The sequence below is a fragment of the Micromonospora sp. NPDC004336 genome (assembly GCF_053602615.1).
In genome coordinates, this window is record NZ_JBSGDY010000027.1 from 1 (window position 1) to 19475 (window position 19475).

Here is a 19475-nt window from a genome sequence, read left to right on the forward strand (position 1 = left end):
CGCGGAGAGCGGCGATGACCTCAGCGACGGGCGTACCCGTTCCGTCGCCGGCGCACCGGCGGGACGGCCGCGAAGGACGGCCGGCCCTGGCCGTGTCCGCCCGCGACGACGGCACGGCCCGGGGACGACGGTCCCCGCTACCCTCTGGCGTGTCGCCGGGCCCGGCAATATCCTCCACTGCACACGCGGCCCATGGAGTTCCTTTTCATACTCCCCCGGCCGCCGCCGCAGAGGAGACGCCATGCACCTCGACCACTCCGAACTGGACCGCCGGACCCTGCTGCGGGCCGGCCTCGGCGCCGCCACGGTGGCGGTCGTCGGAACCGAGCTCGCCTTCCCGGCCGCCGCGCAGGCGGATCCCGGCGCCGACCTCGACTGGATCTACGGCTGCGACGAGTGGGGCGCCCGGCCGCCGTCGAGCCCGCTGTCGGTCAGCGCCATCCCCACCAACAAGATCATCGTGCACCACATGGCGTTCCCGAACGTCACGGACTACTCCGAGGCGCAGGCGATCAAGCTCGCCCGCGACTGCCAGGACCTGCACATGGACGGCAACGGCTGGTCCGACACCGGCCAGCACTTCACCGTCAGCCGGGGCGGCTACGTCCTGGAGGGACGCCGGGGCAGCCTGGAGCGGCTGCGGGCCGGCGACCGGCAGATGACCGCGGCGCACTGCCCGGGCGAGAACGGCCGGGCGATCGGCATCGAGAACGAGGGCACCTACGTCACCGAGACGCCGCCGGAGGCGCTGCTCGACTCGCTGGTCCGACTCTGCACGACCATCTGCCGACAGTACGGGCTGCACGCCCACGACATCTTCGGCCACTGGGACTTCCGCACCACGCAGTGCCCCGGCGCCGCCTTCTACCGGCAGTTCCCCGACCTGCGCCGCCGGGTGTTCGAGGCGCTCGACACCGACCTCGCCGACGTGCCGGCCCGCCGCTGGCCGGACCTGTGGCGCTTCGTCAGCTCGCCGTCGGTGCGGGTGGTGCAGTATCTGCTGACCCACCGCGGCTACGTCGTGCCCGTCAACAGCGTCTTCGACGGCACCACCGTCACCGCCGTGCAAGACTGGCAGTACCGCAACGGCCTTTCGATCGACATCGACGCCACCCTCACCGCGCAGACCTGGGAGACGCTGGCACCGGAGCTCGACAAGGACGCCACCGGCATCCCGGTCAGCGCCGCCCAGTTCATGCTCAACTTCAAGGGCTGGACCGACGTCGCCGTCACCGGCACGTACGACCACGCCACCAAGAAGGCCGTCCAGGATCTTCAGGCGCTGCACGGCCTGCCGCGCAACGGCAAGCTCACCACCAACACCTGGTGCGTCCTCGTCGGCGGGGTCGTCCGCCACTCCTTCCGGCACTGACCGCCCGCGGCCCGTGGGCGGCCCGGACGCGCCCACGGGCCGCGAAACGCGGTCGCGCCTGCCCCTCCCCGCCCTGCCGATCTGCGACGATGACGCTGTCACGACCGGAGGAGGATGCTGTGGCGTCTCGACTCAACCCTTACCTGAGCTTCCCGGGCAACGCGCGGGAGGCGATGGAGTTCTACCAGCGCGTGTTCGGCGGCTCGCTGTCGATGAACACCTTCGGCGAGTACGGCTCCGACGATCCCGCGCTGGCCGACAAGATCATGCACGCGACGCTGGAGACCGACCGGGGCTACACCCTGATGGCGTCGGACACCGCGCCGGGGATGACGCACGAGCCGGGCAACACCGTCGCCGTCAGCCTCAGCGGCGACGACGCCGACCTGCGCGGATACTGGGAGCGGCTGTCCGACGGGGGCACGGTGCGGATACCGCTGCAGAAGCAGATGTGGGGCGACGAGTTCGGGATGTGCGTCGACCGCTTCGGCGTCGCCTGGATGGTGGACATCGGCCAGCCCGAGGGCTGACCCGGGAGCGCCGCCGGCCACCCGGCGAACGGCGACCCGCGCGGGAACGCCACCGGCCACGCGCCGACCGGGTCGGAGGTGTACCGGCGGTGCGACCGGGTACCGACCCCTGTCCGTCGGGTCCGCGGCGCGCCCACCGGCGTGCCCGGCCCCGCAGCCGCCGGTCAGGGGGTGCACCGATGCCGTCGACGCCGTCGGGCCGATGAGCCGCGTCCGGGACCTGCGAGTCCGCCCGGACCTGCTCTACGTGGCGAGCGGCTGGAGCACGCTGGTCACCGACGTGCGCGGCCGGATCACCGGCGCCGACCCGCAGGGCTTCTTCGCCCGCAACACCCGGGTGCTCAGCGTCGAACGCCTCACCGTCGACGGCCGCGAGCCGGTGCCGTTCAGCACGGCCAACGTGGCCGGCCACGCACAGCTCTCGTACGCGGCGCTGGGCGACGGCGAGACGCTGCCGTCCCGCGCGGCGTACCTGCTGGTGGAGCGCTTCGTCGGCGAGGGGCTGCGGACCCGGCTGACCGTGGTCAGCTACGCTTCCGCGCCGCTGGAGCTGGCGGTGCGGATCCACCTCGCCGCCGACTTCGCCGACACCGGCGAGGCCGAGACCGGCCGCCGGGTGCAGTCCGGCCCGGTCGAGACGAGCTGGGACGCCGACGACCGCGAGCTGCGGCTGACCTACCGGTGCGACGGCCTCGACCGGGCGGTGGCGATCGGTGTCCGCGCCGACGCGCCCGTCCGGTACGGCGACGGCGCCGTGCTGGTCGACGTCGCCGTGCCGCCGCGCGGATCGGGCCGGGTGGAACTCGTCGTCGAGCCGGTCTTCGACGGGCGGCGACTGGCCGCGCCGCCGGCGACGTTCGCCGAGCCGGGCGACGACGCCTCGCTCGCCCGCGCCCGGCTCGCCCATGAGCTGGCCCGGCTGAGCAGCAGCAACTTCGACGTCACGGCGGCCTGGCGCCGCGCGGTCGACGACCTCGCGGTGCTGCCGCTCGGCGAGCCGGCCGGGCCGACCGCGCCGATGGCCGGCCTGCCGATCTACCAGGAGATCTTCGGCCGCGACACCATGACCGCCTCGTGGCAGGCCCTGCTCGCCGGGCCCACGATGCTGGCGGACAGCCTGCGGCTCAACGCCCACCACCTGGGGCGACGCGTCGACGAGTGGCGCGACGAGGAGCCCGGCAAGCCGTTGCACGAGGCCCGTCGGGGCCCGGTGTCCGCGCTCGGGCTCGACCCGTTCGACGGCTACTACGGCGACTGGTCGACCGCGCCCGACTTCCTGGTCTTCCTCGGCCAGTTCCTCGCCTGGACCGGCGACCTCGACACCGTACGGGAGCTGCTGCCGGCCGCGCGCCGCGCCCTCGGGTGGATCGACCGGTACGGCGACCCCGACCGGGACGGCTTCCTCGAATACCACTGCCGGTCCCGGGCGGGGCTGAAGAACCAGGGGTGGAAGGACTCGGACACCGCCGTAGTCGACGAGCGCGGCGAGGTGGTGCCCAACCCGATCGCCTCCAGCGAACTGCAGGCCTACTGGTACGCGGCGCTGCGGCACGCCGCCGTGGTGTTCGCCGCGACCGGGCATCCCGCGCTCGGCGCCCGGCTGGTCCGTCGGGCCGCCGCGCTGCGTCGCCGGTTCCACCGTGCCTTCTGGATGCCGGAGCGGGGCTGTCACGCCATGGCGCTGGGGCCGGACAAGCGGCAGGTGCGCTCGGTCAACTCCAACGACGGCCACCTGCTCGCCACCGGGATCGTGCCGGCCCGGCTGGCGCCCCTGGTCGCCGACCGGCTGCTGGCCCCCGACATGTTCAGCGGCTGGGGGGTGCGCACCCTGTCGTCGGCGCACCCGGCGTACAACCCGTTCAGCTACCACCGGGGCAGCGTCTGGCCGGTGGAGGCGGGCACGATCGGGCTCGGGCTGGCCCGGTACGGCTGCTGGGAGCACCTGCACCGGCTCGCCGAGGGTGCGTTCGCGGCGGCGGCGCTCTTCGCCGAGCACCGGCTGCCGGAGGTGCTCAGCGGCCTGCCACGGGACGACGCGCACCCGCATCCCGGCGTCTACCCGAACTCCTGCTCGCCGCAGGCCTGGTCGGCCAGCGCGGTCGTGGCGCTGGTCCAGGCGCTGCTGGCGCTGCGCCCGGCCGCCCCGCTGCGGACCGTCTTCGTCGACCCGCACCTGCCCGAGTGGCTGCCCGACCTCGTCCTGGAGGGCGTGCAAATCGGCGGGCGCACGATCGACCTGACCGTCCGGCGTGGGCGCGGTGGGCGGACGTCGCTGCGCGCCCGCGGCGACCGGATCGCAGTGGTGCGCCGGCCCACGCTCCAGGCGGCGGCCGTCCGACGCCACCGGAGCTGACCGCCCCGGCCGGCCACCGGCGGTCGCCGCAGCGGACAGACCAGCTCACGGGGCTAGGATCCTGTCGTGGCCGACGCAGGGCTCATCCAGGACGACGAGCGGTTACGCCGCATCGAGGCGGTGACAGACGCGGCGCTGTCCCGCCTCGACGCGGCCGACCTCTTCGACGAGCTGCTCGACCGCGTCCGGGACCTGATCGAGGTCGACACCGCGGCCATCCTCCTGCTCGACGCGCCCACGCAGCAGCTCGTGGCCACCGCCGCCAAGGGCCTCGAGGAGGAGGTCCGGCAGGGCTTCCGGATCGCCGTCGGGCGCGGGTTCGCCGGCCGGATCGCCCTGACCGGCAAGCCGGTGGTCATCGAGGACGTCACCCCCGACACGGTGGTCAACCCCGTGCTGCTGACGATGGGCCTGCGTTCGCTGCTCGGCGTGCCGATGTTCGCCCAGGATCGGCTCATCGGCGTGCTGCACGTCGGCACGCTGCGCCCGCGCCACTTCACCGCCGACGACGTCCGGCTGCTGGAGTTGGTCGCCGACCGGGCCAGCCTCGCCAACGCCGCGCGGTCGAACAACCTGGACCACACCGCCGCCCTCGCCCTGCAACGCAGCCTGCTGCCCACGCAGCTGCCCGACGTGCCCGGGCTGGACCTCGCCGCCCGGTACGTGCCCGGTCACGTCACCGGCGTCGGCGGTGACTGGTACGACGTGTTCACCCTGCCGTCGGGCTGGCTGGGGCTGGTCATCGGCGACGTGTCGGGGCACGGCCTGCAGTCCGCCGTGGTGATGGGACGGATCCGCAGCGCCCTGCGCGCCTACGCCCTGGTCTGCGACGACCCGGCGGAGGCGTTGGCGATGCTGGACCGCAAGGTCTCGCACTTCGAGGCGGGCAGCCTGACCACGGCGATCTACGCCATGATCTCCCCCGACCGGACCACCGTCCGGATCTCCGCGGCCGGTCACCTGCCGCCCGTCCTCGCCGTCCCGGGCCGCCGGGGCGCCCCGGTCCCGGTCCCCGTCGACCCGCCGCTGGGCACGGGTCCCCGCCCGCCCGCCCGGCGCCAGAGCACCGTCGACCTGCCTCCGGGGGCCGTCCTGGTCTGCTTCACCGACGGGCTCGTCGAGCGCCGCCGCGAGATCATCGACGTCGGCCTCGAACACCTCGTCGACATGGTCCGGCCGGCGCCCGCCGAGCAGGTCTGCGCGACAGTCATGGCGGCCCTGGGCACCGACCAGCCGACGGACGACATCGCCATGCTGGTCGTCCGCCGCCGGCCGGCCCGGGGCTGAGCCTGACGGCGACGCGGGTGCCAGCCGATCCGGGCAACGACGATCGGGGCAGCCGCCCCGATGTCGCAGACGATTCAGCTCGAAAGCACTCGTGCGACCCTCCGGGACGCGGCGGTGGGCCACCGGTCGGACACGCGTACCCGTCGCCTGTTTGGCGGGCGACGATCGCGGAAAGAGTGGCGGGCATGAAGTGGGCCAACCGAGCCGTACCCGCCGCCGTCGCCGCCGTCGCCGCCCTCGCCGCGCGCGACCTGATCCAGCGTGACCACGCGTTGCTGCGCAACTTCCCGGTCCTCGGGCGGGCCCGCTACCTGCTCGAGTCGATCGGGCCGGAGCTGCGGCAGTACATCGTCGCGGGCAACAACGAGGAGCGCCCGTTCACCCGGGACCAGCGCCGCTGGGTGTACGCGTCGGCGAAGCAGCAGAACAACTACTTCGGCTTCGGCACCGACAACGACATCGAGTTCACCCCCGGCTACCCGGTGATCAAGCACCGCACCTTCGGCCGGGCCGTTCCGCCGTCCACGCCGGAGGCCGGACACGACGTGCGGCTGCCGTGCGCGAAGGTGCTGGGCGCCGCCCGGGGTCGTGCCCGCGCCTTCCGGCCCGAGTCGGTGGTCAACATCTCCGGGATGAGCTTCGGGTCGCTGTCCGGCAACGCCGTCGAGGCGCTCAACCGGGGCGCGGCGCTGGCCGGCTGCCTGCAGAACACCGGCGAGGGCGGGCTGTCCCCCTACCACCGCAGGGGCGGGGGCCTGGTCTTCCAGATCGGCACGGCGTACTTCGGCTGTCGGGACGAGCAGGGCCGGTTCGACCTCGACCGGCTCAAGGACCTCGTCGCCGGCGCGCCCGTGCGGGCCCTGGAGGTCAAGCTCAGCCAGGGCGCCAAGCCCAGCCTCGGTGGCCTGCTGCCGGCCGCCAAGGTCTCCGCCGAGATCGCCGCGACCCGGGGCATCGCGCGGGGCCGGGACTGTGTCAGCCCGTCCCGGCACGCCGAGTTCTCCGACTGCGACAGCCTGCTCGACTGGGTGGAGCTGCTCGCCGCCGAGACCGGCCTGCCGGTGGGCATCAAGTCGGCGGTGGGCGACCTGCGCTTCTGGGAGGAGCTGGCGACGCTGATGCGCGACACCGGGCGCGGCGTCGACTTCGTCACCGTGGACGGGGGCGAGGGCGGCACGGGCGCCGCGCCGCTGATCTTCACCGACTCGGTGTCGCTGCCGTTCCAGCAGGGCTTCACCCGGGTCTACAAGGTCTTCGCCGAGCGCGACCTGCACGAGCAGGTGGTCTTCGTCGGCGCCGGCAAGCTCGGGCTGCCCGACAACGCCGTGGTGGCGTTCGCGCTCGGCTGCGACATGGTCAACGTCGGCCGGGAGGCGATGCTGGCGATCGGCTGCATCCAGGCCCAGAAGTGCCACACCGACACCTGCCCCACCGGCGTCGCGACGCAGAACCCGTGGCTCGCCCGGGGGCTGGACCCGGCGCTGAAGTCGGTCCGCGCGGCCAACTACATCAGGACCCTGCGCCGGGACCTGGTCAAGGTGGCCGAGGCGTGCGGCGTCGAGCACCCGGGCCTCATCGACACCGACGCGATCGAGGTCCTCGACGGTCGCACGGCCTCCCGTCCGCTGCACGAGGTGTACGGCTACCGCCCCGACTGGGGCCTGCCGTCCGCCGCCGACCGCGAGGAGATCGCCCGGCTGATGACGGCCGAGGCGCCGCAGGGCGGCAGCGCCCCGCCCTCCCCGACCGCGATGCCCTGACCACCCCGCCCGCCCGCCGCCCCCGCGAAGGCGAAGACGCGGGCGCGGGCGCTAAGGCGCGGGCGCGGACGCGGACGCTAAGGCGCGGACGCGAAGGCGCGGACGCGGGCGCTAAGGCGCGGGCGCTGCTAAGGGCGGGCGCTGAGGCGCGGGCGCTAAGGCGCGGGCGCTGCTAAGGGCGGGCGCTGAGGCGCGGGCGCGGGCGCGGGCCATATTCGCGCGCGCCCCCGGCCCGTCGCGCCTATGGTGGCGCCGTGCTGATCAGACGCGAGACCCCCGCCGACATCGACGCCGTCCGGGCCGTGCACCTCGCCGCCTTCGCCGACCCCGACAGGCCCGACGCCGTACCGGTCGAGGCGGGGCTGGTGGACGCGCTGCGGGCGGACGCCGGGTGGCTGCCCGCCCTCTCCCTCGTCGCCGTCGACGACGACGGGCAGGTCGTCGGGCACGTGGTGTGCACCCGGGGCCGGGTGGCCGGCGAACCGGTCGCGCTGGGGCTCGGCCCGCTCGCCGTGCTGCCGGCGTGGCAGCGGCGCGGCGCGGGCTCCGCGCTGATGCACGCGGTGCTCGGCGCGGCCGACGCGCTCGACGAGGCCCTGGTGGTGCTGCTCGGCCACCCCGGGTACTACCCCCGCTTCGGGTTCCGCCCGGCCGTCGACCTCGGCGTCACCCCGCCGCAGCCGTGGGGGCCGCAGTACTTCATGGCGCGCCCGCTGAGCGCCTGGCGGCCGTCGATCCGGGGCGGGTTCACCTACGCGAAGCCGTTCGAGGACCTGTAGGGAACGCCTGGCCCTTCCCCGCGCGTCGCCTGAGCCGTACGACGGCCGTCGACGGCCGTACGGTCCCTGCCGCCGGAGCGAGCGCGCCCCTGGACGTGACGTTCGGGCAGGTCAGTGCGGTCGGCGCGGGGTTCCGTGCGAACATGTGTTCGTGTCGCGCGAGGCCCGCATCCTGCACGCCGACCTGGACGCGTTCTACGCCTCGGTCGAGCAGCGCGACGACGCGCGCCTGCGCGGCCGGCCGGTGATCGTCGGCGGCGGCGTGGTCCTCGCGTGCAGCTACGAGGCGAAGGCCCGGGGCGTACGCAGCGCGATGGGCGGTCGGCAGGCCCGCCGGCTCTGCCCGGAGGCGGTCGTCGTGCCGCCGAGGATGGCGGCCTACACGGCGGCCAGCCGCGCGGTGTTCGAGATCTTCCGGCAGACGACCCCGGTCGTCGAGGGGCTCTCCATCGACGAGGCGTTCCTCGACGTGGGCGGGCTGCGGCGGCTGGTCGGGCCGCCCGTCGACATCGCCGCGCGGTTGCGCCGGGAGGTGCGCGCGCGGGTCGGCCTGCCGATCACCGTGGGCGTCGCCCGCACGAAGTTCCTCGCCAAGGTGGCCAGCGGCGTCGCCAAGCCCGACGGCCTGCTGGTCGTCCCGCCCGACGGGGAGCTGGGCTTCCTGCACCCGTTGCCGGTCGAGCGGCTGTGGGGCGTCGGCCCGGTGACGGCGGCGAAGCTGCGGGACCGGGGCGTGCGTACCGTCGGGCAGGTCGCCCGCCTCGGCGAGGCGGCGCTGGTCTCGCTGCTCGGTGCGGGTTCCGGCCGGCACCTGCACGCCCTGGCGCACAACCGCGATCCCCGGCCGGTGCAGGTGGGCCGCCGGCGCGGCTCGATGGGCGCGCAGCACGCCCTCGGCGGCCGGCACTCCCCCGCCGAGCTGGAGGCCGTCCTCGCCGGGCTGGTCGACCGGGTGACCCGGCGGATGCGCGCGGCGTCGAGGTCCGGGCGGACGGTGACGCTGCGGCTGCGGTTCGGCGACTACACCCGCGCGACCCGCTCGCACACGCTGGCCAAGGCGACCGCGGACACCACCCCGCTGCTCGGCGCGGCCCGGGCGCTGCTGCGGGCGGCGCTGCCGGAGATCGAGCGGCGCGGCGTCACGCTGGTCGGCGTGTCGGTGGGCAACCTGGACGACTCCCCCGTGCAGCCGCCGCTGCCGTTCGACCGCGATCCGGGGGCGGACCTGGACGCCGCGGTGGACGCGGTCCGCGACCGGTTCGGGTCGGGGGCGCTCACCCGGGCGGTGCTGCTGGGCCGCGAGCCGGGCCTGGAGATGCCGCTCCTGCCGGACTGAGACCGAGCGCCGGAGCGCGGTGCCGTGCCGGAGCGCGGTGCCGCACCGGAGCACGGTGCCGTGCCGGTGGTGGAGCCGGGGCACGTCGACTGCGTGGCCGGCGGGGACCCCGGTGCGCCGGCACGCACGGGAGGCCCGCCGGTGGACCGGCGGGCCTCCCGCGCGTCGTGCCGGGTTCAGCCCGTCGGCAGGGCGGCCGTGCCCTTGCGGTAGTTCCGGCCGTTGCCGTCGGGGCGGTAGTTGTTCTCGACGTTGCCGGCCGAGTCCACCGCGAACCAGTGGACCGTCGTTCCCGCCGGGACGGTCAGCGTCTCCCCGCCCTCGCGGATGCCGGCGGAGCCGTAGAGGGTCGACGCGTACGTCGGGGCGGCCCGGTCGAGGGTGTAGAAGACCGCGGCCGGCTCGCTGGTGGAGAAGGTCACGTCGACCATGCCCGGCGTCGCGCTCGGCGCGACCGCCAGCGTGCTGCGCGGCCGTTCCCTGTCCCTGGCGAAGTCGCGGGCCACCCGCATCAGCTCGACCAGGCCGTTGGCGAACTCCATCGTCTCGTGGTGCGCCTCGTCCCACTCGGGCTGGAACGAGGTGCCGACCTCGAAGTTCCAGGCGTAGATGCCGTACCTGTACCAGAGCATGTCACCGGAGTTGCCGGCCGCCGAGTAGAGCACGTCGGAGATGGGGCCCGTGCGTGCCGGGGTGACCGCCATGTTGCGGTGCCGCTTGATGGCGGCCAGGATCCGCGACGAGGCGCCCCAGAAGGCCGACTCCTCGGCGAGCGTGGGCCGCGGCGCGGAGATCCGGTCGGGCAGCGCGTACGCGCCCGGCGACCACATGAAGTAGTTGCCCGACGAGTGCAGGTTCATCGAGAACCGGATGTTGGGGCGGGCGGCCAGCCAGTCGAGGTTGCGGTTCTCCGGCTCGGACAGCTCGCCCGGGCCGGCGTACGTGCCGCTGGTGCAGCTCGCCGACGCCCCCGAGTAGCCGTCGAAGAGGCTGTACTCGGTGTAGTTGCGGTTGTTGTCCACGCCCCAGGAGTTGCGGGCCAGGAAGTCGGCCGCCCCGCTCGTCGGGCAGTGGTTGGTCATGTTCTTGCGCTGGGAGTTGAAGTCGTAGAACGAGTAGTGGCCGCCGTCGGGGTTGACCGACGGGGCGATCCAGATGTCGAGGTTGTCGAGCAGCTGCCTGGTCTTCCCGTCGTGGGCGTAGTTGCGCAGCAGCCGCTCGGCGGTCTCGACGGTGACCAGCGGCGGCACCCACTCGCGGGCGTGTTCCTGGGCGTAGGCGAGCACCCCGAGCTTCGACCCGTCGCGGTGCTTGCCGATCCGGATGGCGTACACCGGGTGCGGGTCGCGGGAGACGCTGGCCGGCGCGCTCAGCCCGTCGGTGAGCGCGGTCCGTGGGGCCGGCGCGACCACGCCGGCGCCGGGGCTGCCCCGATAGGTGTACGCCCGGACCAGCGCCGCGGCCCGGTCGTTGAGCGCCGCGACGACCTCGGCGGCGGTGCTGGTCACGGCGCCGGTGCCGTCGGTGGCGAGGGCGACCCGGATCGCGGTGCCGGTGACGGTCACCGACAGCGGGGCGTTCGCCGCGCCCGGGTCGGCGATCTCGACGGAGAGGTCGTTGCCGCCCTGGTGACCCCACGCCAGGGAGTCGACCGCGACCCGGCTGTCGGCGGCGGCGCCGAACACCGCCTGCGCGTGCCGCCGGTAGCCGTTGGTCCGGTACGGCAGCTCGACGATCTCGGCGAGCCGGGGGAACTCGGCGGCCAGCTGGCGGATCCGCGCGTACAGCTCGGTGGGCGTCAGGTAGCTGGTGACGAAGTCCTTCTGGTAGCCGGGTCCCTCCGGGCCGTCGCCCGGTGTCGGCAGCCACTCCTTGACCGTGGCGACCGCCACGTCACCGGTGGGGCTGGTGATCCGGATCCGGTCGGGGCGGCTGGTGACCGCCGCGGCGCCCCGGTGGTAGAGGTAGACGCCGGCGTCGACGAAGCGGGAGATGGTCTGGGTGCCGCCGGAGCCGAAGTCGGTGCCGGGGCCGCTGTCCCGCTCGACGGTCAGGGCGGTCGTGGCCGTCTGGCCCTGCGCCCACTTCGCCTCGACGGAGAGGATCTGGCTGGTGCCCGAGGTGTAGTAGTCGGCCCGGATGATCTTCACGTCGGACGCGCCCGGGGTGGTCGGGTCGGCGGTCGCGGCGGCGGCGAACTGCCGGTTCTGCGCGACGTGCCCCGCGATGGTCGCCTCGCGTTCCGCCACCCGCTGCCGGGCGTCGGCGGGCCGGTGCAGCACCTTGCCGAGCCGGAAACCGGCGGCGCTCAGCGCCGTGCGCTCGCTGGCCGTGACGACGGCGTGCGCGACGACCCCGTCCTCGGTGCGGGCGACGTGGTGGTCGAGGTCGACGCCGGTCGCGACGAGGGCGTCCAGTTGGGCGGTGTCGGCGAGCAGCACCTCGACGACGTCGGCCTCCTCGTCGCCGACCCGGACCAGGTCGACGGCGGGTGCGGCGGCCGGCGCGGTGGCCGCGGCGGGGCTGACCAGCAGCACCACGGCCACGGCCCCGGCCAGCGCGGCGGGGAGAGGAAGGCGGCGGCGCCACCGGGGACCCAGGGAATCACGCATCTGTCGGCCCTTCTGTTTCTCGACGCGGGTGACCGATTGAGGTGGCCGAGGGGCCCCGCTCGGGGTGCGCGGTCCGGCCCCGTCGGTCGCGCGCCACGACGTGCGGCGTCACGAGCCGGTTGAAGGAGGGTGGTGGTGTCCGGCTGCGGTGGACCGACGCCGCCCGCGTGGCCGAGCTGCGGCGGCGTCGTCGGACTGGTGGACGGGCGGACTGCTGCGGTGACGGTCGGTGGACTGAGCCAATCCTCAGTGTGAACAAAGTTGTCTGTCAATCCCCGGCGGGCGCTGCCGTGCGCCGGGCCGGTCCCCGGACGGTCGGTCGGCCCGAGGTTTGACCGGTGCGCCAACTGGAGAATGGTGAGGGTCGCACCTGCGACAAGGGGGATCACTCGTGTCCGACGCCACCACCGACCGGCCCGATCGTCAGGACGACCGTCCCGACGAGGTGACCGATCCGCTGCTGTGGAAGCTCGCCCTGGGCGTGGCCGACGCCCACGAGCCGGACGGGGACGGGGGCTGCCGCAACCTGCTCTGCGCGGACCAGGCCTGGCCCTGTCCGCCGTGGAACAACGCGCAGCTCGCGCTGCGGATGGCCCGGACCGGCTCGACGCGGCCGTCCCCGGACGTCACGGCCGGGCAGCCGGACGGCCACGGCGGACGCGCCGGCCTGCCCGAGGTGACGGCCCGCCGCAACCGGCCGGTCCCGCCGCGGGCGTCGGCGGCGTAGCCGGCCTTCCCCCCGCCACGTGCGTCGGGGCGTAGTCGAACCTCCCCCGCCGCGTGCGTCGGGGCGTAGCCGAACTTCCCCCGCCGCGTGCGTCGGGGCGTAGCCGAACTTCCCCCGCCACGGGCCTCGGGGCGTAGCCGGCCTCAGGGCCGCCCGACCGGCCCGGTCAGCTGCGCCGCGAGCTTCTTCGGAGCGAGCAGGCAGTAGCTCTCGGTGAGCAGCTCGCCGACCTCGGCCCAGTCGACGCCCTCGTCGAGCACCAGGCCCAGCACGTCGGCGCCCCAGTCCGCCTTGAAGAACGGGTGGCCGCCGGCCACGAGCGCCCGCACCTCGTCGAGGGACGCCCGGAAGGTCACGACGCAGGTCGGCTCGTCGGTCCCCGCAGCCCGCGCACGCGCCGCCCGGTGCCCAGGGTCGACGGTGTACACGTGCGCGATGGTCCGCTTGCGGATCCGCCAGCGCACGCCCACCCAGGCCGGCTCCTCGTAGCTCTCGGGCAGCTCGCGACAGATCGCGCGCAGGCGGGTGAGAAACTCGGGCGGCACGTCTCCGGGGGCGGTCATGCCCGGACCGTAGCCACCCCCTCCGACACTCTCGCCCGCGCGACGGCCGTCAGGCGAGAGTGGCGTCGGCCTCGTCGAGCCAGCGTCGGTACCAACGGGCGAAGCCCAGCGGCGTGCCGTCGGAGTCGTGCAGCGGCCGGAAGCCGGTGCCGTCGGCGGTGTCGTCGGCCCACATCTGGCCGCGTGCCGGGCCGGTGACCACCAGCGCCTCGCGCATCGCGCAGCCGAGGTGGCACAGGTAGAGCAGCCCGATCGAGTGGTCGGGGACGTAGACCATCCTGTCGTGCAGTCGCCAGTAGGCGTCCTCGGCCTCGTTGAACGCCTCGACGGTGTCGTAGTCCTCCTCGTCGGGCGGCTCGGGCAGCTCGTCGGCCGGGTTGAACGCCTCGGTGTGCGGGAACGGCTGGTGCAGCGTGTCCCGGTCGGTGAGGTCGGCGCCGTCGCCCTCCCAGGCCCAGCGCCCGTCCACCCTGCGCAGCGGGAACAGGCCGTAGGCCGGCCCGGCGCCGCCCCGGCCGGCGGTGAGCAGGAACGAGCGGTACTCCTCGGGCAACTCGACCCGCAGTTCCCCCTCCAACTCGGCCAGCTCCCCGGCGGACAGTGCCGGCTCCAGCGCCCACCTGTGCGCACTGGCGCCGAACACCTTGCCGGCGTCGGGATGGGCGGAGAGCCGGGCGAGCCGCTCGCGTACGTCGGACCAGTCGGTGTGCGTCACGGCCGGCACCATACCGGCGGGCACCGACGGCGGACCGCGACCTACAGCAGGTTGCGCCACAACAGGACCAGGCCGAAGACCGTCCCGAACGTGACGACCACCAGCCTGAGCAGGCGGCCGGGGAGCCTGCGCAGCAGCCGCGCCCCGGCGTAGCCACCGAGGACGGTCGCCGGGACCAGGATCGCCGCGCCCCGCCAGTCGATGTCGCCGAAGACGGAGGGCTGAGCCGCGACGCCGCACGGCCCGCCCGCGTTCGCGGGCCGGTCGAGGCGGGGCCGTAGAGGCGGGCCCTGTAGAGGCGGGGTCCGTAGAGGCAGGGCCCCGTCGCGGCGTGCCGGCCGGCGAATGTGGTTGGCCGGCGCGCGCGGCGTCCCCTACCGTGGTGGGGCACCTCCCGGTGCGCAGGCAACGGCTACTTCCGCTTCCCACGGGGAGACGCGGGTTCGAATCCCGCCGCCGGTGACACGGTGTCGACCAGTGGCCCAGGTCGCCTTGGCCCGCAAGGGCCGGTCTCCGTTGCCGCCCCTGGTCTCGGGAGGTGTGCACGCCGCCCACCCGGTGCGATGGCGACGGTTACTTCTGGTGGCGGCCCCCATGGGGCCGTGCGGTTCGAACCCGCACACGCCGCCGCCGACCTCGATCTCGGGTGGGCGGCCTGCCCCCCGCCGGCGGCGCGACGCCATGCCGTCGAACCTCGCCGTCTTGCGCCGCACCTCATCGCCTTGCGCCGCACCTCATCGTCTTGCGCCGCACCTCATCGCCTTGCGCCGCACCTCATCGTCTTACGCCGCACCTCATCGCCTTGCCCCGCAGGTCGTTGCCCGGCCGCCGAAACCGCCTTGCCCGCCCGCCGGAGCCACCGCTACCGTCAGGCCCGCACCTCCCGGTGCGAAGGTGACGGTTACATCTGGAGGGGCTCACGCCCCGGCGAAGGGTTCCGTCCGTCGCCGGCTCTGATCTCGGGAGGCGCGACCACACGCACACCCGGTGCGCAGGCGACGGCTACTTCAGGATCCGCGGTTGGGGGTTCGAGTCCCCCCGGCTGCCTTCGGGCCCGTAGCTCAATGGACAGAGCAGCGGACACAGCCCGTCGCCGACCCTGGTCTCGGGTGTGCGTGCGGTGGCGCTTCCCCGTACGGAACGTGGGGGCGTGATGGCCAAGTTCAACCTCAGGCTGCGCCGGAACGGGCGGGGCGCCGACGGCGGGCTCGTCACCGCCGAGGGCGCGCCGGGCTTCGCGCGCGAGACCCGCACGGAACTGTTCCTGCTCGGCGTGTCGAACATGGTCGGCGAGGAGACCTTCTACGAGGGCGCCGCAGACCGGGACGCCCGGTTCCGTGAGCTGGTCGCCACCGTCGCGGTCGCCGACCCGGACTGGTTCGCCCGCTTCGTGCCGTGGCTGCGTACCGGAGCCATGCTGCGTTCGGCGGCCGTGGTGGCCGCGCTGGAGGGCGCCCGGGCGCAGGTCGCGGCCGGCATCCCCGGGTCGCGCGCGATCGTCAACTCGGCGTTGCAGCGCGCGGACGAGCCGGGCGAGGCGCTCGCGTACTGGCTCGGTCGCCACGGCCGTGCCCTGCCGAAGCCGGTCAAGCGCGGCATCGCCGACGCGGCGGTGCGGCTCTACCACGAGCGGAGCCTGCTCAAGTACGACTCCGACCGCAACGCGGTCCGGTTCGGCGACGTGGTCGACCTGACCCACCCGGTGGCGAGGGACGAGCGGCAGGGTGACCTGTTCCGGCACGCGCTGGACCGCCGGCACCAGCGGGACAATCCGCTGCCGGCGTCGCTGACGACGCTGGCCGCTCGGGCCGAACTCATGGCGTTGCCCGTCGAGCGGCGTCGGGAGATCACCGACCCGGCGGTGCTGGACGCGGCCGGAATGACGTGGGAGGCCCTCGCGGGCTGGCGGCAGACGGCGATGGACGCCCCGGCGTGGGAGGCGATCATCCCGTCGATGGGCTACCTGGCGCTGCTGCGCAACCTGCGCAACTTCGACGAGGCCGGCGTCAGCGACGCCGTCGCGGAGACCGTGGCGGCCAAGCTGTCCGACCCGGGTGAGGTCGCCAGGTCGCGGGTGCTGCCGATGCGCTTCCTGTCGGCGTACAACGCCGCGCCGAGCCTGCGGTGGGCGTACCCGCTGGAGAAGGCGTTGCAGCACGCCCTGACGAACGTGCCCGCCCTGGACGGGCGGACCCTGATCCTGATCGACACGTCGGGGTCGATGACCAACGCGTTCAGCAAGGACGGCACGCTGCGCTGCTGGGACGCGGCCACGGTGTTCGGCCTGGCGCTGGCGGCCCGCGCGCGGGAGGCGACGGTGGTGTCCTTCTCCCACACCAGCGCGGTGTTTCCGCCCGTCGCCGGCGAGTCGGTGCTGGCGGCGGTGCGCCGGTTCAAGCAGGACGGCTACTTCTACGGCCAGGGGACCGAGACGGAGAAGGCGGTACGCGAGCACTACGCCGGGCACGACCGGGTGGTCATCCTCACCGACGAGCAGGCCCACTGGCACGGCTCGGCGGACGTGACGGCGGCGGTGCCGGCGCGGGTGCCGGTGTACACCTGGAACCTCGCCGGCTACCGGGCCGGGCACGCGCCGACGGCCGGGAACCGGCACACGTTCGGTGGCCTCTCCGACGCGGCGTTCGCCATGATCCCGCTCATCGAGGCGGGGTCCCGGGAGCGGTGGCCCTTCTGATCCGCGCCGCGGCGTCGACCTTCCCGGAGGTCGACGCCGCGCGCGCGGGTGACCGGCGAGTGCGGCGGCACCGGCCGCGCCGGAGGGAGGACGGCCGGGTGCGGGCCGGTGCCCGCGCCGCAGCCGGTCGAGTCGGCGCGGCGGCGGATCAGCCCCGGGCCGACTCCGCTCGGTACCGCCTGATCCACTGCCGGTTGAGGTCGTCGGACTGGCGTGCGTGCCGGGCCACGATCCGGTGGGCGGCCCCGGCCGGCACGTCCAGCCCGAGGAAGTCGAGGATGCCGCGGGTGGTGGCGACCATGTCGGCGGCGAGTTCCGCATAGCGTACGGCGTGCGGCCGGATCCCCCGCGCGGCGAACCACGCCTCCCAGGCCGCGTTGTGCTCGGTGATCGTCTCGACGAGACGGCCGATCGCGTCCGCGTCGAAACGGGGCGCCCGTCCGGTGGCGGCGGCGCCGCTGATCTCGCCGTTGCCGCCGACGAACCAGGCCCCGGTCTGCTCGGCACGCAGCCACGACACCGCCTGCGCCAGCACGTCGTCGCGCCGGAGGAAGACGAAGCGGCTACGGCCGAACTCCCGGCCCAGCAGCGCGACGTCGTCGCCGGCGAGGTCGGGGTGGATCGCCGCGAGCCGGGCGGTCAACTCGTCCTGCGCGCCCCACATGAGCTTCGCGCCGAACACGCCGTTGCCGGTCCGCCCCGCGGCGAGCGCGGCCCGCACGAAGTCGGCGGGGTCGACGCCGCCGTCGGCCGTGCGCGGCAACCGCCACCGGTCGGCCCAGAGCAGCTCGTCGGGCGCGCGGAAGTATGCCTGCGGCCGGCCGGCGACGCCGGTCGACTCCAGCAACCCGAGCAGCAGCGAACTGCCGGTGCGGGGCGTGGCGCAGACGAAGTACGAGTCGACTCTGTCTCCGGGCACAGCCTCAGGTAACCGCGGCCCGCAAGTGATGGGCAACTGGGTTTCGGCCGGGCGGCGGCGCGCCGCCGCCCGACGACCCGTCGTCGTCCGGCCCCGACGTGGCCGTGGCCGCCGTGCCGGCCGCGACCGGCTCGGGCCGGCGCGACCGGGCGAGCGGGGCGTGCGGGGCGAGCGGGGCGAGCGGTGGGTGCGGGGCCTGCGGCCGGCGTGCGGCCGGCGTGCGGGGTTGCGGAGCCTGCGGCGCGCTGATCCGATCCGGTCTGCCGGCCGTACCGCCGGAGGGGTGCGGGCCGCCCCCGGCGATAGGGTACGGTCCGGTTACTACTACGACTTGTCGTGACCGCCGGGGGCCCGTCCCCGGGCGGGCTGACGGGAGGTGCCAGGTGACCGAGGACGACGCGGAGATCACCGCGTGGGCGCTCGCCGCCGGCCGCGGCGACCGGGACGCCGCCGCCCGCTTCGTCCGGGCGACGCAGCAGCAGGTCCGCCGCTTCCTGGCCGCGCTGGTCTCCCCCGCCGAGGCGGACGACCTCGCCCAGGAGACGTTCCTGCGGGCCGTGCGGTCGGTGCGGTCCTTCGCCGGGCGGTCCTCGGGGCGGACGTGGCTGCTCGCGATCGCCCGCCGGGTCGCCGCCGACCACCTCCGCACCGCCACGTCACGTCCCCGGACCGTGCCGCTGACCGACGGCCACGACGCCGCCGACGCCGCGCGGAGCGCCTTCGACCGGCAGGTGGTGCTGGAACAGCTGGTCGCGGCGCTGCCGGCGGAGCGGCGCGAGGCGTTCGTGGCCACCCAGCTCCTCGGCCTGTCCTACGCCGAGGCGGCCGAGGTGTGCGGCTGCCCGATCGGCACCATCCGCTCCCGCGTGGCCCGCGCCCGCGAGGACCTCGTGGCCGCGGCGGACGGCCGACCCGGGTCGGTTCCGCGGCGCGGCGGCAGCGCGGCCGGCTGACCCGTCGGCCCCGCTGAGCAGGGGCCCGACGAGGGCCGGCGAAAATCGCCGGGAACCGGCGGCGGGGCCGGACCGACTACCCGTACATGGGGTGTGAGCAGTGGCGTGAGGTGCTGTCGGCGCAGCTCGACGGGGAGGAGTCTCCCGCCGAGCGGGTGGCGGTCGAGGCGCACCTCGCCGGATGCGGCGACTGCCGGACGTGGTGGGACCGGGCGACGGCGGTGACCCGGCGGGCCCGGCTGTCGGTCCTGGTTCCCGGCGACGACCTCACCGGCGCCGTGCTCGACGCGCTGTCCGAGGCGCCCCCGCCCCGCCGGTGGGCGCGCGCCGTGGCGAGCCTGCGGGGCCGGGCGGCGCTGAGCCTGCGGGCGGCGTTGGGGCTGATCGGGGCGCTGCAGCTCGTGCTGGGTCTCACGCAGATCGGGCGCGGCGTCGCCGCCCCGCACGTGCATCCGGCCGGCGACGCCCTCGCTGCGGGGCACCTGTGGCACGAGTCGGCCGCCTGGAACGTCGCGGTCGGCGCGGGCTTCCTGTTCGTCGCCGCCCGGCGTACCCGCCCGACCGGGCTGGTGCCGATGTTGAGCGCGTTCGTCGGCACGTTGGTGCTGCTGTCGGTCAACGACCTGGCCACCGGCCGGGTGGACACCGCCCGCCTGGTCAGTCACGGCTTCCTGCTCGTGGGCTACGCCATCGTCGTCGCGCTGTCGCGCCCCGGGCTGCGCCCTGACGGCCCGGCACAGCGTGGCCGCCCGGGCGAGCCGCGCTGGCGCCTGCCGGCGGAGGAGCAGCCCGGGCGGCCGGGGCTGCGCGTCCTGCCGCCGTACCCCGGTTCCGCCCACGTGTCCGACCGTCGGGCCGCCTGATCATTTCCGGA

The 19475-nt window shown here is 74.8% G+C and carries 16 protein-coding genes and 1 tRNA gene; 12 read left to right on the forward strand and 5 right to left on the reverse strand.

Features of this window, described 5'->3' with window-relative positions:
* Window positions 1-241: 241 nt before the first annotated feature.
* The 7 genes from ACWENR_RS08845 (at window position 242) to dinB (ending at window position 9417) form a co-directional block, all read left to right on the forward strand.
* Window positions 242-1372, forward strand: coding sequence for a peptidoglycan recognition protein family protein (locus ACWENR_RS08845; RefSeq protein WP_452276443.1), 1131 nt, complete (start codon window positions 242-244; stop codon window positions 1370-1372).
* 119 nt (window positions 1373-1491) lie between these two features.
* Window positions 1492-1902, forward strand: a complete 411-nt coding sequence (locus tag ACWENR_RS08850) for a VOC family protein (RefSeq protein WP_452276444.1) — start codon at window positions 1492-1494, stop codon at window positions 1900-1902.
* Window positions 1903-2104: 202 nt separating this feature from the next.
* Window positions 2105-4255, forward strand: a complete 2151-nt coding sequence (locus tag ACWENR_RS08855) for an amylo-alpha-1,6-glucosidase (RefSeq protein WP_452276445.1) — start codon at window positions 2105-2107, stop codon at window positions 4253-4255.
* Window positions 4256-4321: 66 nt separating this feature from the next.
* Window positions 4322-5542, forward strand: coding sequence for a PP2C family protein-serine/threonine phosphatase (locus ACWENR_RS08860; RefSeq protein WP_452276446.1), 1221 nt, complete (start codon window positions 4322-4324; stop codon window positions 5540-5542).
* Window positions 5543-5727: 185 nt separating this feature from the next.
* Window positions 5728-7302 carry a glutamate synthase-related protein gene (locus ACWENR_RS08865; protein ID WP_452276447.1) on the forward strand — a complete coding sequence of 525 codons (1575 nt, stop codon included), beginning with the start codon at window positions 5728-5730 and terminating at the stop codon, window positions 7300-7302.
* Window positions 7303-7556: 254 nt separating this feature from the next.
* A complete protein-coding gene (locus ACWENR_RS08870; RefSeq protein WP_452276448.1) occupies window positions 7557-8081 on the forward strand; it encodes a GNAT family N-acetyltransferase in 525 nt (174 codons plus the stop codon).
* A 151-nt stretch (window positions 8082-8232) separates the two neighbouring features.
* On the forward strand, window positions 8233-9417 hold the full coding sequence (dinB, locus tag ACWENR_RS08875) for a DNA polymerase IV (RefSeq protein WP_452276449.1): 1185 nt from the start codon (window positions 8233-8235) through the stop codon (window positions 9415-9417).
* A 176-nt stretch (window positions 9418-9593) separates the two neighbouring features.
* Here dinB and ACWENR_RS08880 read toward each other — a convergent pair whose 3' ends face one another.
* Window positions 9594-12029, reverse strand: a complete 2436-nt coding sequence (locus ACWENR_RS08880) for a M14 family metallopeptidase (RefSeq protein WP_452276450.1) — start codon at window positions 12027-12029, stop codon at window positions 9594-9596.
* 391 nt (window positions 12030-12420) lie between these two features.
* Between ACWENR_RS08880 and ACWENR_RS08885 the strand changes: the two genes are divergently transcribed.
* Window positions 12421-12756: a hypothetical protein gene (locus tag ACWENR_RS08885; protein ID WP_452276451.1), complete on the forward strand. Its 336-nt coding sequence runs from the start codon at window positions 12421-12423 to the stop codon at window positions 12754-12756.
* Window positions 12757-12899: 143 nt separating this feature from the next.
* Here the strand turns inward: ACWENR_RS08885 and ACWENR_RS08890 are convergent, their stop codons facing one another.
* The 3 genes from ACWENR_RS08890 to ACWENR_RS08900 are packed head-to-tail and all read right to left on the reverse strand — an operon-like array spanning window position 12900 to window position 14381.
* Window positions 12900-13319 (reverse strand): MmcQ/YjbR family DNA-binding protein, encoded by a 420-nt coding sequence (locus ACWENR_RS08890; RefSeq protein WP_452276452.1) that lies wholly within the window; start codon window positions 13317-13319, stop codon window positions 12900-12902.
* A gap of 49 nt (window positions 13320-13368) precedes the next feature.
* A complete protein-coding gene (locus ACWENR_RS08895; protein ID WP_452276453.1) occupies window positions 13369-14034 on the reverse strand; it encodes an SMI1/KNR4 family protein in 666 nt (221 codons plus the stop codon).
* A 41-nt stretch (window positions 14035-14075) separates the two neighbouring features.
* Window positions 14076-14381, reverse strand: a complete 306-nt coding sequence (locus tag ACWENR_RS08900; RefSeq protein WP_452276487.1) for a TSUP family transporter — start codon at window positions 14379-14381, stop codon at window positions 14076-14078.
* Window positions 14382-14427: 46 nt separating this feature from the next.
* Between ACWENR_RS08900 and ACWENR_RS08905 the strand changes: the two genes are divergently transcribed.
* Window positions 14428-14496 (forward strand) — tRNA-OTHER (locus ACWENR_RS08905).
* 691 nt (window positions 14497-15187) lie between these two features.
* Window positions 15188-16729: a TROVE domain-containing protein gene (locus ACWENR_RS08910; RefSeq protein WP_452276454.1), complete on the forward strand. Its 1542-nt coding sequence runs from the start codon at window positions 15188-15190 to the stop codon at window positions 16727-16729.
* Window positions 16730-16877: 148 nt separating this feature from the next.
* On the opposite strand, the gene ACWENR_RS08915 is transcribed toward ACWENR_RS08910, so the two are convergent.
* Window positions 16878-17648: a Stf0 family sulfotransferase gene (locus ACWENR_RS08915; protein WP_452276455.1), complete on the reverse strand. Its 771-nt coding sequence runs from the start codon at window positions 17646-17648 to the stop codon at window positions 16878-16880.
* 383 nt (window positions 17649-18031) lie between these two features.
* Here ACWENR_RS08915 and ACWENR_RS08920 point away from each other — a divergent pair, with 383 nt between their 5' ends.
* Window positions 18032-18601: a sigma-70 family RNA polymerase sigma factor gene (locus ACWENR_RS08920; protein ID WP_452276456.1), complete on the forward strand. Its 570-nt coding sequence runs from the start codon at window positions 18032-18034 to the stop codon at window positions 18599-18601.
* A gap of 86 nt (window positions 18602-18687) precedes the next feature.
* Window positions 18688-19464 carry a zf-HC2 domain-containing protein gene (locus ACWENR_RS08925; RefSeq protein WP_452276457.1) on the forward strand — a complete coding sequence of 259 codons (777 nt, stop codon included), beginning with the start codon at window positions 18688-18690 and terminating at the stop codon, window positions 19462-19464.
* The last annotated feature ends 11 nt before the right edge of the window (window positions 19465-19475 follow it).

What these genes read in the sequence shown, in the direction of transcription:
- ACWENR_RS08845 (WP_452276443.1), top strand. Translation starts at nt 242, where the DNA reads ATGCACCTCGACCACTCCGAACTGGACCGCCGGACCCTGCTGCGGGCC.
- ACWENR_RS08855 (WP_452276445.1), top strand. Translation starts at nt 2,105, where the DNA reads ATGAGCCGCGTCCGGGACCTGCGAGTCCGCCCGGACCTGCTCTACGTG.
- ACWENR_RS08865 (WP_452276447.1), top strand. Translation starts at nt 5,728, where the DNA reads ATGAAGTGGGCCAACCGAGCCGTACCCGCCGCCGTCGCCGCCGTCGCC.
- ACWENR_RS08880 (WP_452276450.1), bottom strand. Translation starts at nt 12,029, where the DNA reads ATGCGTGATTCCCTGGGTCCCCGGTGGCGCCGCCGCCTTCCTCTCCCC.
- ACWENR_RS08890 (WP_452276452.1), bottom strand. Translation starts at nt 13,319, where the DNA reads ATGACCGCCCCCGGAGACGTGCCGCCCGAGTTTCTCACCCGCCTGCGC.
- ACWENR_RS08910 (WP_452276454.1), top strand. Translation starts at nt 15,188, where the DNA reads ATGGCCAAGTTCAACCTCAGGCTGCGCCGGAACGGGCGGGGCGCCGAC.
- ACWENR_RS08925 (WP_452276457.1), top strand. Translation starts at nt 18,688, where the DNA reads ATGGGGTGTGAGCAGTGGCGTGAGGTGCTGTCGGCGCAGCTCGACGGG.